The organism is Acidiphilium sp. C61 (assembly GCF_905116885.1).
In the GTDB taxonomy this organism is placed as follows: Bacteria; Pseudomonadota; Alphaproteobacteria; order Acetobacterales; family Acetobacteraceae; genus Acidiphilium.
Genome location: NZ_CAJHNI010000005.1, coordinates 383,542 through 397,180, shown reverse-complemented (window position 1 = coordinate 397,180; position 13,639 = coordinate 383,542). Strand labels below are relative to the sequence as shown.

Below are 13,639 nucleotides of genomic sequence, written 5' to 3'. Positions count from 1 at the left end.
AGGCGCCGGGCTGGTCAGCGGGACTGTCGTTCGTAATGACGGTAATATTTTTCGGTCACAAGATCCGTCTGCACCACCACGGCTATGTCCGTCGTATTGAACTGCCAGTCGATCACCGCGCCATCGCCGACGAAGCCGCCGAGCCGGAGGTAGCCCTTGATCAGCGGCGGCAACTCGGCGAGAGCCTGCCGGGCGTCGTATTCGTCGTCACCCAACCGGCGCATCTCGACATAGCGCGCGTCAAGCGCCCGCGGCCGGATGTTCTGCGGGGCGAGGTGATGGGCGTGCAGGTAGGTCAGGCACGGCGCCAGCTCGTCGAGGTCGGTGCCGTGCAGGCTGGCGCAACCGAACATCAGCTCGATTCCATGCTGGAACACATAGGCGGCGATTCCGCGCCAGAGCAGCTGCATTACGGCGCGCGAACGATGCGCCTGGTCGACACAGGAACGGCCAAGCTCCAGCAGGCGGCCGGAGGAATGCTGGAGCGGGGCGAGGTCGTATTCATTGGCCGAATAGAACCGCTGGCCGGGGGCGAGCGCATCCTGGCGAATCAGCCGGTACGTGCCGACCACGCCCCGCGCATCGTCCGCGATGTCATGATCGATCACCAGCAGGTGATCGGCGATCGCATCGAACGCATCCCTGTCGCGGCCGGAGGCGAGGGTTGCCTCGTCGGGATGGGCCCCGAGTTCCTCGTAAAAAATCCGGAACCGCAGCGCGAGCGCCGCATCGAGCTCGGCGGCGGTGGTGGCGAGCCGCACGCCCAGATTGCCGACGCGGATTTCCGGGAAAGCGACAATATTGTCGGCCGGGTGCTGGATCGTCATCGGCCTGGCGCTCCGTCGATGGTTTCGGTCGTCCGCGTCATCGCACCAAGCCGGCGGCCGAACAACTCGATCTTCAGGGAAACCAGTTCAAAACCATGGCGTGCGGCAACTTTGCGCATCAGCATCTCGGTTTCCGGCTCGTCAAATTCGATCACCTGGCCGCTTTCCTGATCAACAAGATGAAAATGATCATGCTCGCCAGACATTTCATACCGCGCACGGCGACTGCCGAGATTGCGCCGTTCAAGGATCCCGTGCTGCTCGAACAGGCGAACGGTGCGGTAGACGGTGGCGAGTGATATTCTAGGGTCAATGCCATGGGCCAGCCGGTGCAGTTCGTCGACATCGGGGTGGCCATTCGCTTCGGACAATACGCGAGCAATAATACGTCGCGGGCCCGTCATCCTGAGCCCGTTTGCCACGCACAGACGTTCGATGCGGGTCTCCATCCGCTGCGTTGTGAACCATCTCGGCGGCGCGGTCCACCCCATTCCGTCCGCCAGGTTCAAGTGCCTAGAGACGGGGTCTGCGCGGGGTGTAGAAATTGCAGAACCCGTTGCTCGCAACAGCCCCTCGTACCCGCGCACAGCTTTGCGTGATGTCGCGGTAGTTGGCGCAGTTGCCGCAGCTGGCGCCTTTTCCGAAGGGGTGCGGCCGATAACCGGACGCGACCCGCGAGGCTTTCGGCCTGAAGGTCTCGGTTTCCTTCGCGGCCAGCAGCGTGACGAGACCCGTGACGACTTCAAGCCAGTAGCGGCGCGGATGATGCGGAATGGCCTGCCTCCCTGGATTGCAATCCAGAGTTATATCGAGATAAAAAACACTTTTAAATTGTATTTTCTTCAATTGTTCACGCGCGATCCGGCATCGGGTGCGGCGGGCTGCATCCAGATTGTCTCGGCGACGGTAATGCCATAAGCAATGTTCGATGGTCCGGGAAACAGTATCTTGATGGCGTCGCCGCGTGGGGCGAACACGATGGATGATGGTCTCGGCCTGCTGATCGAGGCGTGCCAGAGGCAGGATGCGGCCGCGCTGCGGGAACTCTACCGGCGCATGTCGCCTGTCATGCTTGGCGTGGCGCTGCGGCTGCTGCGAGATCGCCTGCTGGCCGAAGACGTGTTGCAGGAGGCGTTCCTGCAGATCTGGCGCAATGCATCGCGTTTCGATCGCGCGCGGGGTTCGGCGCGGGCCTGGATGATCGGGATCGTGCGCTACCGGGCGCTTGACCGGCTCGATAGCGAGCGGCGGTTGCCGGTCACCGGTGATGAAATTCCTGATATTGCCGCCGAAGAGGGTATCGCCGTCGAGGATGGCCGGGCGCTCGCCGGCTGTCTGGCCACGCTGCCCGAGCACTGGCGGCAGATGGTTCTGCTGTCCTATGTCGAGGGCTATTCCCACAGCGAGATCGCAGCGCGCACCGACACGCCGCTGGGAACAGTCAAAAGCTGGATCGTGAGATCGCTCGACGCGCTGAAGAGGTGTCTCGAACAATGAGCGACGCACCGGATTTCGGAGCAGATCGGGCGGGACTTTATGTTCTTGGCCTTCTGCGCGGCGAAGAGCGGCGGGATTTCGAGGTCGCGTGCGCGCGCGATCCGGCGCTGGCGGCCGAGGTGGCGGCCTGGGAGGAACGGCTGCTGCCATTGGCGCTCGCGGTGCCGCCAGTAGATCCGGGGCCGGCGGTATGGGCGGCCATCGAGCGCGCGACGAGCCCGGGCGCGGCCATACCCGTCCGGCGGAACCGCCTGCGCGAGATCTGGGACAATCTGTTCGTCTGGCGGGGTATCGCCCTCGCTGGCGCGGTGGCGGCGGCGTTGGTGCTCATGTTGCCGCGCGGGGCGACGGGGCCGGCAATGGTCGCGGTGCTGTCGGCGAAGTCGGGCCCGGTGTTCACCGTGGCGATGAAGACGAACGGAGCGTTGAACATCGCGCCGGTGGGGCGTGCTGCGCCGCCGGCTGGCAAGGTCTGGCAGCTCTGGGCGGTGGGCAAGGGCGAGGCGCCGGTGCCGATCGGCTTCGTGCAGGCGGGGGCGACAAGGCTACCGGCGAACGACGTTCCCGCGCGGCTGCGCCGGGCGCATACGCTGATCGCGGTGACGGTCGAGCCGCCTGGCGGTTCGCCCACCGGCAAGCCGACCATGCCGATCGTCTTCGCCGGGCCGCTGCTTCCGGTGGCGCCGACAACGTCCTGATATCCGGCCGGATCAGAGATCGAGGCTGATTTGCTCCGGCGGCGCCCGCTCGGCTTCGGGGCGGACGCCGAGCGTGCCGTCGCTGAAATGCAGCACGAGGCTGCGCTTCGATCCGGCGTCGCGTCGCGTGGTGACGGGATCGCCGGACGGGGTCGCCACCATCACGAAGCCGCGCGCGAGTGTCGCGTGATAGGACAGGGCTTCGAGACGCGCGGCGAGCGCGCCGAGGCGGAGCCGGTTTTCGCGCAGCAGGCCGGGGGCCGGGGCGGCGAGGCGCTGGCCAAGCAGGGCGAGGCTGTGGCGGCGAGCGGCGATGATCTCGCGCGGATGCACGAGGCGGGCGGCGACTTCCCGCGCCTTGGCTCGCTTTGCGGCAACAAGGTGGGGCAAGGCGAGGGCGAGGCGCTCGCCGCGATCATCCAGTCGCTGGCGGGCGGTGCCGATCATCGAGGGCAGGTCGGGGAGGGCAGCGGCAGCGCGATCGAGCCGCAGGCGGACCGACTGGGTGACACGGGTGAGCGCGCCGGTCAGCCGCGCGCCGCTCTGCGCGAGATCGGCGGCCAGCGCCATGCGGTCGGGCACGGCGAGTTCGGCGGCGGCGGTGGGGGTCGGCGCACGGCGGTCGGAGGCGAAGTCGATCAGCGTCGTGTCGGTCTCGTGGCCGACGGCGGAGATCAGCGGGATCGGGCAGGACGCGGCGGCGCGGACCACCTCCTCGTCGTTGAAGGCCATCAGGTCCTCGAGCGAGCCGCCGCCGCGGGCGACGATCAGAACATCTGGCCGCGGCACCTCACCGCCTTCCGGCAGCGCGCCGAAGCCACGGATGGCGGCGGCGATCTGGGCGCCGGCGGTCTCGCCCTGGACGGCGACAGGCCAGAGGATGATGCGGCTGGGAAAGCGGCGGGCGATGGTGGTGCGGATGTCCTGGATCACGGCACCCTGGGGCGAGCTGACGACGCCGACGATGCGCGGCAGCAGAGGCAGGGCGCGCTTGCGGGTGGCGTCGAACAGGCCTTCCTCGGTCAGGCGCAGGCGCAGCTTCTCGATGCGGGCGAGCAGCGCGCCCTCGCCGGCATAGTCCAGTCGCTCGATGATGAGCTGGTATTCCGAGCGCTCGGGATAGGTGGTGATGCGGCCGGTGGCGATGACCTCGACGCCGTTCTCCGGCTTCAGCCCGAGTCGCGCGGCATTGCCGCGCCAGATGATCGCCCGGATCTTCGCCCCCTCGTCCTTCAGGGCCATGTAGGTGTGGCCGGAGGCGTAGGTCTTCATCTCGGTGATCTCGCCGCGCACGCGCACGCGGCCGAAAGCGGTCTCGACCGTGCGTTTGACCGCGCCGGCGAGTTCGGAAACGGTGAGTTCGGGAAGGTTGCCGGTGGCGGCGTCAGCAGTTTCGCTCATGGCGGCGGACTATGCTAAGCGCGCGCCGGTTGCACAAGCTCATGGGGGTTGATCATGCGGGTTCTGGTTGTCGGCGGCGGCGGGCGCGAGCATGCGCTGGCGTGGAAGCTCGCGCAGAGCCCGGTGCTGGAGAAACTCTTCGTTGCGCCGGGGAATCCGGGCATGGAATCGTTGGCCGAATGCGTGGGGATCGGTGCAGAGGAGATCGACGCGCTCGTCGAGTTCGCGCGGGCGGAGCGGATCGACCTCGTGCTGCCGGGGCCGGAGGCGCCGCTGGCGCTCGGCCTCGCGGATCGTCTGGCGGCAGCGGGAATCCCCTGTTTCGGCCCGACGGAGGTGGCGGCGCGGCTCGAATCCTCGAAGCGGTTCACCAAGGAAATCTGCGATGAGGCGGGGATTCCGACGGCCGCCTGGGCGAGCTTTACCGATGCCGACGCGGCGCGCGCCTATCTCGACGAGCATCCGGCGCCGATCGTGATCAAGGCGGATGGGCTTGCGGCGGGCAAGGGCGTGGTGGTCGCCGCGACCGACGCCGAGGCGCGCGAGGCCGTCGCGGCGATGCTCGAAGGCGGGCTGCACGGCGCCTCGGGTGCTGAGATCGTGATCGAGGAATGCCTGATCGGCACCGAGATCTCTCTGTTCGCGATCTGCGATGGCGAGACCGCGCTGTTCTGCGGCACCGCTTCCGACCACAAGCGGGTAGGCGATGGCGATACCGGGCCCAATACTGGCGGAATGGGCGCGATCGCGCCGCCGCCGGCGGCCTCGGAGGCGGTGATCGGCGCGGCGATGGAGCGGATCGTCCGCCCGGCGCTGCGGACGATGGCGCGGCGCGGGGCGCCGTTCCGCGGGTTCCTGTTCGCGGGATTGATGCTGACCGCCTCCGGCCCCAGGCTGATCGAGTTCAACGTGCGGTTCGGTGATCCGGAATGCGAGACGCTGCTGCCGCTGCTGAAGACCGACCTGCTGCCGGTGCTGGCCGATGCGGCGCGGGGGCGTCTCGATGCTGAAACCCGGCTCGACTGGCGGGACGGCGCCGCGGCAACCGTGGTGATGGCGGCGAAAGGCTATCCCGGCGCCTATGAGAAGGGCCACAAGATCGACCTGACCGGCGCGGCCGGTTTGCCGGAGACGACGGTGTTTCAGGCGGGCACGGCGCGGCGCGACGGATCGCTGGTAAGTGCCGGCGGGCGGGTGCTGGCGGTGACGGCGACGGGCGATGACCTGCGTGAGGCGATCGACCGCGCCTATGTCGCGGTGCGGCGGATCGGCTTTCCCGGCGGATTCTGCCGCCGGGATATCGGCGCCAAGGCGGTATAGAGCATCATCCGATCAGATGGCGTCATCTGATCGGATAAAGATGCTCTGCTTGTCGATGTGGTAGAGCATCATCCGATCAGATGGCGTCATCTGATCGGATAAAGACGCTCGGCTTATCAATCTGGTAGAGCATCATCCGATCCATCATGATCGGAAGTGCTCTGACCACTCAGGCGGCGCGGCGTTCGCTGCGCACCGCCGCGGCGAGGGCGGCGACATCGTCTAGCACTGCCTCGACGATGGCGGGCGGCGCCTTGCCCTCCGCATCGAGGCCGGCAGCGAGCTTGTCGATCAGGGCCGAGGCGACCACGGCCGCATCGGCGAACCGTGCGACCGTTGCGGCCTGGGCGGGGGTGCGGACGCCGAAGCCGACGGCGATCGGCAGGTCCGTCGCCTTGCGGACGCGCGGGATGTCGCGGGCGAGGTCCTCGGCCGAGGCGGTGCGGGTTCCGGTGATGCCGGTGATCGAGACGTAATAGACGAAGCCTGAGGAGTCGTTGAGCACGACGGGCAGGCGCTCGTCTGTCGTGGTGGGGGCGACGAGGCGAATCAGGTCGATGCGGTGCTGGCGCAGATGCGGCAGCAGCAGATCCGCCTCCTCGGTCGGCAGGTCGACGACGATCATGCCATCGACGCCGGCGGCGGCGGCATCGGCGGTGAAGCGCTCGACGCCGTAGGAGAGGATGGGGTTGAGATAGCCCATCAGGATCAGCGGCACGGTGTCGTTGGCTGCGCGGAAGTCGCGCACCAGGCCGAGCGTCCCGGCGAGGGTGGCGCCGGCGCGCAGTGCCCGTCGGCCAGCCTGTTGGATGGTCGGGCCATCGGCCATCGGGTCGGTGAAGGGCATGCCGATCTCGATCAGGTCGGCACCGCGGGCAGCCATGCCGGCGAGAAGGGTGGCGGAGGTTTCGCGATCGGGGTCGAACGCCTCGACAAAGGGGATCAGGCCCGCCCGGCCCTCATCGCGGAGGCGGGCGAAGGTGTCGGCGATGCGGCTCAAATCTGTTCTCCGAGATGGCGGGCGACGGTGAAAATGTCCTTGTCGCCGCGACCGCAGAGATTCATCAGGATGATGCTCTCCTTGTCCATGCCGGGGGCGATCTTCGCGACATGGGCGAGGGCGTGCGAGGGTTCGAGGGCGGGGATGATGCCCTCGGTGCGGCAGCAGAGCTGGAAGGCGGCGAGGGCTTCGTCGTCGGTCACGGAGACGTATTCGACGCGGCCGATGTCATGCAGGTAGGAATGTTCGGGGCCGATTCCCGGATAGTCTAGCCCGGCGGAGATCGAGTGGGCCTCGAGAATCTGGCCGTCATCGTCCTGGAGCAGGTAGGTGCGGTTGCCGTGCAGCACGCCGGGGCGGCCGCGCGAGAGCGAGGCGGCGTGCTCGCCCGAATCGAGACCGCGCCCTGCGGCCTCGACGCCGATCAGCTTCACCTGTTCGTCGAGGAACGCATGGAACAGGCCGATCGCGTTCGATCCGCCACCGATCGCCGCGATCGCGACATCCGGCAGGCGGCCTTCGGCCTCCATCATCTGGGCGTGGGCCTCGACGCCGATGACCGACTGGAAGTCCCGCACCATGGCGGGATAGGGGTGCGGACCGGCGGCGGTCCCGATGATGTAGAACGTGTCGCGCACATTCGCGACCCAGTCGCGCAGCGCTTCGTTCATCGCGTCCTTCAGCGTCGCCGCGCCGGAGGTGACGGGACGGATCTCAGCGCCGAGCAGTTTCATGCGGAAGACGTTGGGCTGCTGCCGCTCGACATCCGTGGCGCCCATGTAAACGATACAGGGCAGGCCGAAGAGGGCGGCGACGGTCGCGGTGGCGACGCCGTGCTGGCCGGCGCCGGTCTCGGCGATGATGCGGGTCTTGCCCATGCGCTTGGCGAGCAGGATCTGGCCGATGCAATTGTTGATCTTGTGCGCGCCCGTATGGTTGAGCTCGTCGCGCTTGAAATAGATTTTCGCGCCGCCGAGTTCCCTGGTCAGCCGTTCGGCGAACCAGAGCGGGCTGGGCCGGCCGACGTAATGCTGCAGGTAATACTGGAATTCCCGCATGAAATCGGGATCATCCTTCGCCGCCTCATAGGCCGCTTCCAGCTCGAGGATCAGCGGCATCAGGGTTTCGGCGACAAATCTGCCGCCGAACTCGCCGAAGCGGCCGCGATCGTCGGGCAGGGTGCGCAGGGAATTGGGTATCGGCTTGTTCATGCTGGCTCTCCGTCCTGCACGGATAGCCGATATGTCAGGCAGATGAAACCGGATCAGGTCTCCAATTCGGTATCCCAGTAGAGAAAGTCGCGCCAGCTTTCGTGCAGGTAGTTGGGCGGGAAGGCGCGGCCGCGATCCTGCAGCTCCCAGCTGTTCGGCCGGCGCGGCGTTTCATAGGGGAACATGTGGCATTCGCGGGGGAGTTTCGAGCCCTTGCGCAGGTTGCACGCACCGCAGGCGGTGACGACGTTCTCCCAGGTGGTGCGGCCGCCGCGGGCGCGCGGGATGACATGGTCGAAGGTCAGCTCCGGCGCTGGCAGGCGGTTGTGGCAATACTGGCAGGTAAAGCCGTCGCGCAGAAACACGTTGAAGCGGGTGAAGGCCGGCTGCCGCAGGCCGGGGACGAAATCCTTCAGCGCGATGACCGATGGCAGGCGCATCGCCGCGGAGACGGAGTGCACCTCGTGCTCGTATTCCGACAGGACGGAGACACGATCGAGGAACACGGCCTTTACAGCATCCTGCCAGGACCAGAGCGACAACGGAAAATAGGAGAGCGGACGGAAATCCGCATTCAGGACGAGTGCGGGAAAATTCTGCCCGCCGTCAGGCATTACTGAACCGCTCCCAGAAGGGCGACCAGATCAACCGGCCGGCCTTGGACTGGAAACGCCCTGCAATGAACTGCGTCGAATCCATGTGAAGGAATATGCCGCCAAGTCTGCGGCGCTGCAAGCGCGGGTTTCGCAATGTCAACAGCTTTTCACGCGGGCGAGGCCGGGGCGGCGAAGGCGCGCTGGAGCGTGAGGGCGCCGAGCGAGAGGCCGGAATCGTCGATTCCGTGGGCGAGTTTCGGAACGAAGAGGCTCTCGACCGGCACGCCGGCGGCGCGCAAGGCGGTCTCGGCGTCGCGCGAGCGGGAGGGGGGCACGATCTCGTCGATCTCGCCATGCACGAGCAGGACCGGCGGGCGGCCGGCGATCTCGGCCGGCAGCGATTCGGGGGCGAGCAGCGCGCCGGAATAGGCGAGAATAGCTCTCGGCGGCACCGCCCGGCGCAGGCCGGTGAACAGCACGGTCATCGCACCCTGGCTGAATCCCATCAGCGCATAGGCATCCGCCGGAAGGCCAAGACGGGCGAGTTCGGCATCGATGAACGGATCGAGCGCCGCGCGGGCCCGGCGCACACCGCCGCCGAGCGCGTGCGGGTCGAGCGTGCCGATCGGGAACCATTGGCGGCCGAAGGGGGCAAGGTCGAACGGGTCGGGCGCGTGCGGGGCGACAAAGGCGGCATCGGGGATCGCGCGGGCCCAATAGGGCGCGAGGTCGATCAGGTCGTTGCCATCGGCGCCGACGCCATGGCACAGCACCACCAATTGCCGCGCCTTGCCGCCGTTTGCCGGGCCCCAGCGCGGTCCGTCCAGTTCAGCCATGAAGTCCTGCTCCTTGCATTTGCGGGGGAGCGTATCATCGTGGAAGCCGATGTCCATCGTCACCCGTTTCGCGCCGAGCCCGACCGGCTACCTGCATCTCGGCCACGCGGCCTCGGCCTTTGCCGGATACGACCTGGCGCGTGGGGCAGGCGGGCGGTTCCTGCTGCGGCTCGAGGATATCGATGCCGGGCGTTGCCGGCCCGGATTCGCCGAGGCGATCCTGGAGGATCTGACCTGGCTCGGCCTGGGCTGGGATGGCGAGGTACGGGTGCAATCGGCGCATTTCGACGCGTATCGGGCGGTGCTGGCGCGGCTGGAGGCGATGGGGCTGCTATATCGGTGTTTCTGCACGCGGGCGGCGATTGCCGCCGCCCTCGGCGCGCCGCACGGCGTGGAGGCGGCCTATCCCGGCACTTGCCGCGGGCTCGACCCGGCAGAGGCAGACGCGCGGGCGGCGCAAGGCGAGCCCTATGCGCTGCGACTGCGGGTTGACCGGGCCGCGACGATCGCAGGGCGGCTGCGCTATCACGAGGCGGCGGAAGGCTGGGTGGAGGCCGATCCGCTGCCGCATGGCGATGTGGTGCTGGCGCGCAAGGACGTGCCGGCGAGCTATCATCTCTGCGTCTGTCATGACGATGCGTTGCAGGGTGTGACGCATGTGACGCGGGGCGAGGATCTGCGGGCTGCGACGGATATTCATGTGCTGCTGCAGGCGCTGCTGGGTTGGCCGCATCCGGCCTATGCCCATCACCCGCTGATTCGCGACGCGGCGGGGCGGCGGCTGGCCAAGCGCGACCGGGCGACGACATTGCGCGAACTCAGGGAAAGTGGCGCCACGCCTGCGCAAATCCGCGAGATGGTCTCTTGCCGGATCGGTGATCTCGCCTCACTCTAGATACCATGAAGCGTCTTCTGATTCTGGTCCCGACCGCCGGCACGGCTCTCGCGCTTGGCCTGCTGCTTTCCACGCCACCGGCTCATGCCGTGCCGACACCGCCCGCGATCGCGCAGGTGGCCCGCGCGGCGCTTCCCGCGGTCGTCGATGTCGAAAGCATAGATCCCTCGAAGGCCAAGGGTGAAAAGCCCGAGGCAATCCCGACGCCCGACCAGGGGGCCGCAGCGCATTCAGAGCCACAGCAAGCGGATACGAACACCCTCATTGTTCCGCCAAAGGCGGAACAGGCGCTTGGGACGGGGTTCTTCATCAGCCCGGATGGCTACATCGTGACCAATCACCACGTCATCGCCGGGGCGAGCGAAATCAAGGTGACGATGCACGATGGCTCGATCTTCACCGCGAAGCTGATCGGTTCGGACAAGAAGGCCGATCTCGCGGTATTGAAGATCGACGCGCATCGTCCTGTGCCCTTCCTGCATTTCGGCAACAGCTCGCGCCTCGATCTCGGTGACTGGGTGGTGGCGATCGGCAATCCGTTCGGCCTCGGCTTCAGCGTGTCGGCAGGGGTGGTGAGCGCGCTGCACCGCGATATCGGTTCGGGGCCGTATGACGATTTCATCCAGACCGACGCGGCCATCAACCGGGGCAATTCGGGCGGACCGCTGCTGGATGCGAAAGGGCGCGTGGTGGGTGTCGATTCGGCGATTTACTCGCCCTCTGGCGGTTCGGTCGGGATCGGGTTCGCGATCCCGTCCAGCATGGTCAGGCCGGTGGCAGCGGCGATCATTGCCAAGGGCGCGATGAAGCGCGGCTGGGCCGGGCTGCGGATCGAGCATGTGTCGGAGGAGATGAAAACGGCGTGGCGCCTGCCCTCGACCGATGGCGTGGTGATCGGCGGTGTCGTGGCTGGCGGGCCTGCCGCCGGCAAGCTCGGCCCGGGTGACGTCGTCACGGCGGTCAATGGCCGGAAAGTCACCACCGTACATGATTTCAGGGTCTCGCTGGCGGAGATCCCGGTCGGGCATGAGGCGAGGATGATCTTTGTACGCGGCGGCAAGACCGAAGATGCGGCGATAACCATTGCGGCACCCCCCCAGCATCGCGGCAAGGCCGGAAAGGCGCATTTTCAGACCGCGATGCCGATGCTCAAGCCGACCGACATTCCAGCACTCGGCATTGGTGTTGCGACCCATCCCGGCGGGGCGGGGGTGATCGTTGTGACGGTTGCAAAGGATGGCCCCGCGGCGCGGGCCGGGCTCGCGCCGGATACGCTGATCGAGGCGGTCGGTCCGCATTTCGTGACGACCAGTGCGGCGTTGCAGCAGGGCGTGAAGGCCAGCGGCGATGCCGTACCCTTGCTGGTCGATGGGCCGCAGGGTGCGAGCTGGATCGTTGTGCCGGTGGGCACGGCGCACGGCTGAAAGCGCGGTCCGGCCAGACGATTCATACGTCTGGCCGGATGAGGCCCTTAGTTCGCGCGGGGAGCGAACCCCGCGGCCTCGATGCCGGCGACGGCACAGGCCTCGTCATTGTCCGAGGTATCCCCCGAAATCCCGACCGCGCCGAGCACCGCGCCATCGGCGGTAACCAGAACGCCACCGGGCACCGGCACCATGCGCCCGCCGGTTGCCGCAGCGAGGCCGGTGATGAAGCCGGCGCCGCCAGCGTTCCAGCGATCGAACAGCATGCGCGAGCCAGCACCGACGCCGAGGCCGCCCCAGGCCTTGCCGGTGGCGATCTCGACGCGGGCGATGCCAGAGCCATCCTCGCGGGCGAGCGCGACCATATGGCCGCCGGCATCAAGCACGACCACGGTCAGGGGGGCGAGGCCGAGGTCGCGGCCTTTGGCGCGGGCGGCCTCGATGATGCGGTTGGCGGCTTCAAGCGTGAGACGGGGCATGCGATTTCTCCGTTGGACGAGTTTACGCCGGGGTTTTCGCGGTGACCGGCCGCGAAGTCCAGACCGGGTGATACAAAAACCGCGGCCGGAGGGGCTTCTCCGGCCGCGGGTCTGTCAGTCTGGCTTCTTGTCGGGCTTATTTCGAATTCGGCACCTTCACGAAGCTCGGGAATTTCGGCTGCGCATTGGCCAGCTTGGCGGGCCAGATCACCTTCTGCTCGCCATCCTGCCATTGCAGGTCGACCCAGCGCATGTGACCCTTGCCATAGACCGTCCCGTTGGCAAAGCGCGCCTTCGGCCCGTTGAACTGCATCCGCCCCTCGGTGCCGATCCGGTCGGTCTTGGCGAGGGCGGCAACCAGCGGTCCCGCCTTGGTCGATTTCGCCCGCTCGATCGCATCGGCGAGGGCATACATCGCGTCATAGGTGGTGAAACCGGTATAGGCCGGCGAGGTGTGGAATTTCGCCTGATACGCGTTCATGAAAGGTTGCGTCTTCGGCGTGATCGCGATGCCGGCGGCGGCTGGCGCGATCGTGATGACACCCTGCGTTGCCCCGCTTGTCGCCTTCCAGAACGTCGTCGACGTCGCTTGGGAGCTGATGCCCATCAGCGGGATCGGCACGTTCTGCTCGGCCCATTGCGTTGTCGGCTTGGCGCCGGCATGCGCCCATCCGGTGATGATCACGTCCGGGTGCATCGCCTCGATCTTCTGATAGATCGGGGTGAAATCCGTGGTATCCGGCGCGAAGCGGAGATCCTTCAGTACCTTGAGACCGACCTTGGGCAGGCACTTGTTGAAGCCGGCATCGAGCGGCAGGGTCCAGGCGGCGTCCTCGCTCATCACCACGGCGGTCTTCATGTGCAGCTTGCCGACGAGGACGGATTTCGCGGCGTCGCAGATGTTCTGCGCCAGTTCGGCGGAGTTCTCGTTCGGCTCGAAGATGTATTTATGCTGAGCGTAGTTCGCATGTACGAATTCGGTGAGCTTGTTCGAGGCCGCACCGGTGATGAGGAAGGGCTCGTGCATGCGCGCCGCCCAGGGCTCGAGTGCCAGGCCGACCTCACTAGTGAAATCGCCGACGACGGCCACCGCATGATCCTGCCGTACCATGCGCTGGAACGAGCGGATGGCGTCGGTCGTGGAGTTGTGATTGTCCTCGATGACGAGCTTGATCGACCGGCCGTTCACACCGCCCTTGGCATTGATTTCCGCAGCGGCGAGGGTCGCGCCGTCGGCGATCGAGCGGCCGGGAATCGAGCCGAGCCAGGCGGTGATCCCGACCACGATCGGCTTCGGGTTGGCTTGGGCCAGCAACGGGAGCCCTGTCAGTGCGGCGACAGCGAGCATACCCACGGATTTGCGCCGTAACCGGCGCCCTGTTCCAGAATTCATGTTTCTCTCCCCTGTCAGGTGACCGGCTTGGACGCCGGTCAGGGAAGACTGTGCCGAAACAT

15 protein-coding genes are annotated in these 13,639 nt (G+C 67.0%); 6 read left to right on the top strand and 9 right to left on the bottom strand.

Annotation, left to right across the window (positions count from 1 at the left end; all coding sequences use genetic code 11):
* Window positions 1-14 precede the first annotated feature (14 nt).
* Together HUW10_RS04655 and HUW10_RS04650 are read right to left on the bottom strand one after the other, a co-directional pair.
* On the bottom strand, window positions 15-827 hold the full coding sequence (locus HUW10_RS04655; RefSeq protein ID WP_174502437.1) for a GNAT family N-acetyltransferase: 813 nt from the start codon (window positions 825-827) through the stop codon (window positions 15-17).
* Window positions 824-1,276, bottom strand: coding sequence for a Fur family transcriptional regulator (locus HUW10_RS04650; protein WP_174502436.1), 453 nt, complete (start codon window positions 1,274-1,276; stop codon window positions 824-826). The genes HUW10_RS04655 and HUW10_RS04650 overlap by 4 nt, the downstream gene beginning before the upstream one ends.
* Before the next feature lie 142 nt (window positions 1,277-1,418).
* Here HUW10_RS04650 and HUW10_RS04645 point away from each other — a divergent pair, with 142 nt between their 5' ends.
* Genes HUW10_RS04645 through HUW10_RS04635 form a run of 3 tightly spaced genes read left to right on the top strand, consistent with a single transcriptional unit; the run spans window position 1,419 to window position 3,022 of the window.
* The gene (locus tag HUW10_RS04645) at window positions 1,419-1,745 is read left to right on the top strand and encodes a hypothetical protein (protein WP_174502435.1); all 327 of its coding nucleotides are present in this window, start codon (window positions 1,419-1,421) and stop codon (window positions 1,743-1,745) included.
* A 3-nt stretch (window positions 1,746-1,748) separates the two neighbouring features.
* Window positions 1,749-2,324: a sigma-70 family RNA polymerase sigma factor gene (locus tag HUW10_RS04640; protein ID WP_174502434.1), complete on the top strand. Its 576-nt coding sequence runs from the start codon at window positions 1,749-1,751 to the stop codon at window positions 2,322-2,324.
* Window positions 2,321-3,022: an anti-sigma factor domain-containing protein gene (locus HUW10_RS04635; RefSeq protein ID WP_236656212.1), complete on the top strand. Its 702-nt coding sequence runs from the start codon at window positions 2,321-2,323 to the stop codon at window positions 3,020-3,022. The genes HUW10_RS04640 and HUW10_RS04635 overlap by 4 nt, the downstream gene beginning before the upstream one ends.
* 12 nt (window positions 3,023-3,034) lie before the next feature.
* Here HUW10_RS04635 and xseA read toward each other — a convergent pair whose 3' ends face one another.
* Window positions 3,035-4,423, bottom strand: coding sequence for an exodeoxyribonuclease VII large subunit (xseA, locus tag HUW10_RS04630; RefSeq protein ID WP_174502432.1), 1,389 nt, complete (start codon window positions 4,421-4,423; stop codon window positions 3,035-3,037).
* A 54-nt stretch (window positions 4,424-4,477) separates the two neighbouring features.
* Here xseA and purD point away from each other — a divergent pair, with 54 nt between their 5' ends.
* Window positions 4,478-5,743, top strand: a complete 1,266-nt coding sequence (purD, locus tag HUW10_RS04625; RefSeq protein WP_174502431.1) for a phosphoribosylamine--glycine ligase — start codon at window positions 4,478-4,480, stop codon at window positions 5,741-5,743.
* A gap of 169 nt (window positions 5,744-5,912) precedes the next feature.
* Here the strand turns inward: purD and trpA are convergent, their stop codons facing one another.
* From trpA to HUW10_RS04605, 4 genes are all read right to left on the bottom strand, one after another.
* On the bottom strand, window positions 5,913-6,743 hold the full coding sequence (gene trpA, locus HUW10_RS04620) for a tryptophan synthase subunit alpha (protein ID WP_174502430.1): 831 nt from the start codon (window positions 6,741-6,743) through the stop codon (window positions 5,913-5,915).
* Window positions 6,740-7,954, bottom strand: coding sequence for a tryptophan synthase subunit beta (gene trpB, locus HUW10_RS04615; RefSeq protein ID WP_174502429.1), 1,215 nt, complete (start codon window positions 7,952-7,954; stop codon window positions 6,740-6,742). Before trpB ends, trpA begins: the two co-directional genes overlap by 4 nt.
* Window positions 7,955-8,007: 53 nt before the next feature.
* The gene (locus tag HUW10_RS04610; protein WP_174502428.1) at window positions 8,008-8,568 is read right to left on the bottom strand and encodes an HNH endonuclease; all 561 of its coding nucleotides are present in this window, start codon (window positions 8,566-8,568) and stop codon (window positions 8,008-8,010) included.
* A 149-nt stretch (window positions 8,569-8,717) separates the two neighbouring features.
* Window positions 8,718-9,386 (bottom strand): alpha/beta hydrolase, encoded by a 669-nt coding sequence (locus tag HUW10_RS04605; RefSeq protein WP_174502427.1) that lies wholly within the window; start codon window positions 9,384-9,386, stop codon window positions 8,718-8,720.
* Window positions 9,387-9,435: 49 nt separating this feature from the next.
* Here HUW10_RS04605 and gluQRS point away from each other — a divergent pair, with 49 nt between their 5' ends.
* Together gluQRS and HUW10_RS04595 are read left to right on the top strand one after the other, a co-directional pair.
* Complete coding sequence (gene gluQRS, locus HUW10_RS04600; RefSeq protein WP_174502426.1) at window positions 9,436-10,281, top strand: tRNA glutamyl-Q(34) synthetase GluQRS; 846 nt, start codon at window positions 9,436-9,438, stop codon at window positions 10,279-10,281.
* Between the two features lie 5 nt (window positions 10,282-10,286).
* On the top strand, window positions 10,287-11,705 hold the full coding sequence (locus tag HUW10_RS04595; protein ID WP_174502425.1) for a trypsin-like peptidase domain-containing protein: 1,419 nt from the start codon (window positions 10,287-10,289) through the stop codon (window positions 11,703-11,705).
* A 47-nt stretch (window positions 11,706-11,752) separates the two neighbouring features.
* On the opposite strand, the gene HUW10_RS04590 is transcribed toward HUW10_RS04595, so the two are convergent.
* Together HUW10_RS04590 and HUW10_RS04585 are read right to left on the bottom strand one after the other, a co-directional pair.
* Window positions 11,753-12,184: a heme-binding protein gene (locus HUW10_RS04590; RefSeq protein ID WP_174502424.1), complete on the bottom strand. Its 432-nt coding sequence runs from the start codon at window positions 12,182-12,184 to the stop codon at window positions 11,753-11,755.
* Between the two features lie 136 nt (window positions 12,185-12,320).
* Window positions 12,321-13,532 (bottom strand): ABC transporter substrate-binding protein, encoded by a 1,212-nt coding sequence (locus HUW10_RS04585; protein WP_236656499.1) that lies wholly within the window; start codon window positions 13,530-13,532, stop codon window positions 12,321-12,323.
* Window positions 13,533-13,639 lie beyond the last annotated feature (107 nt).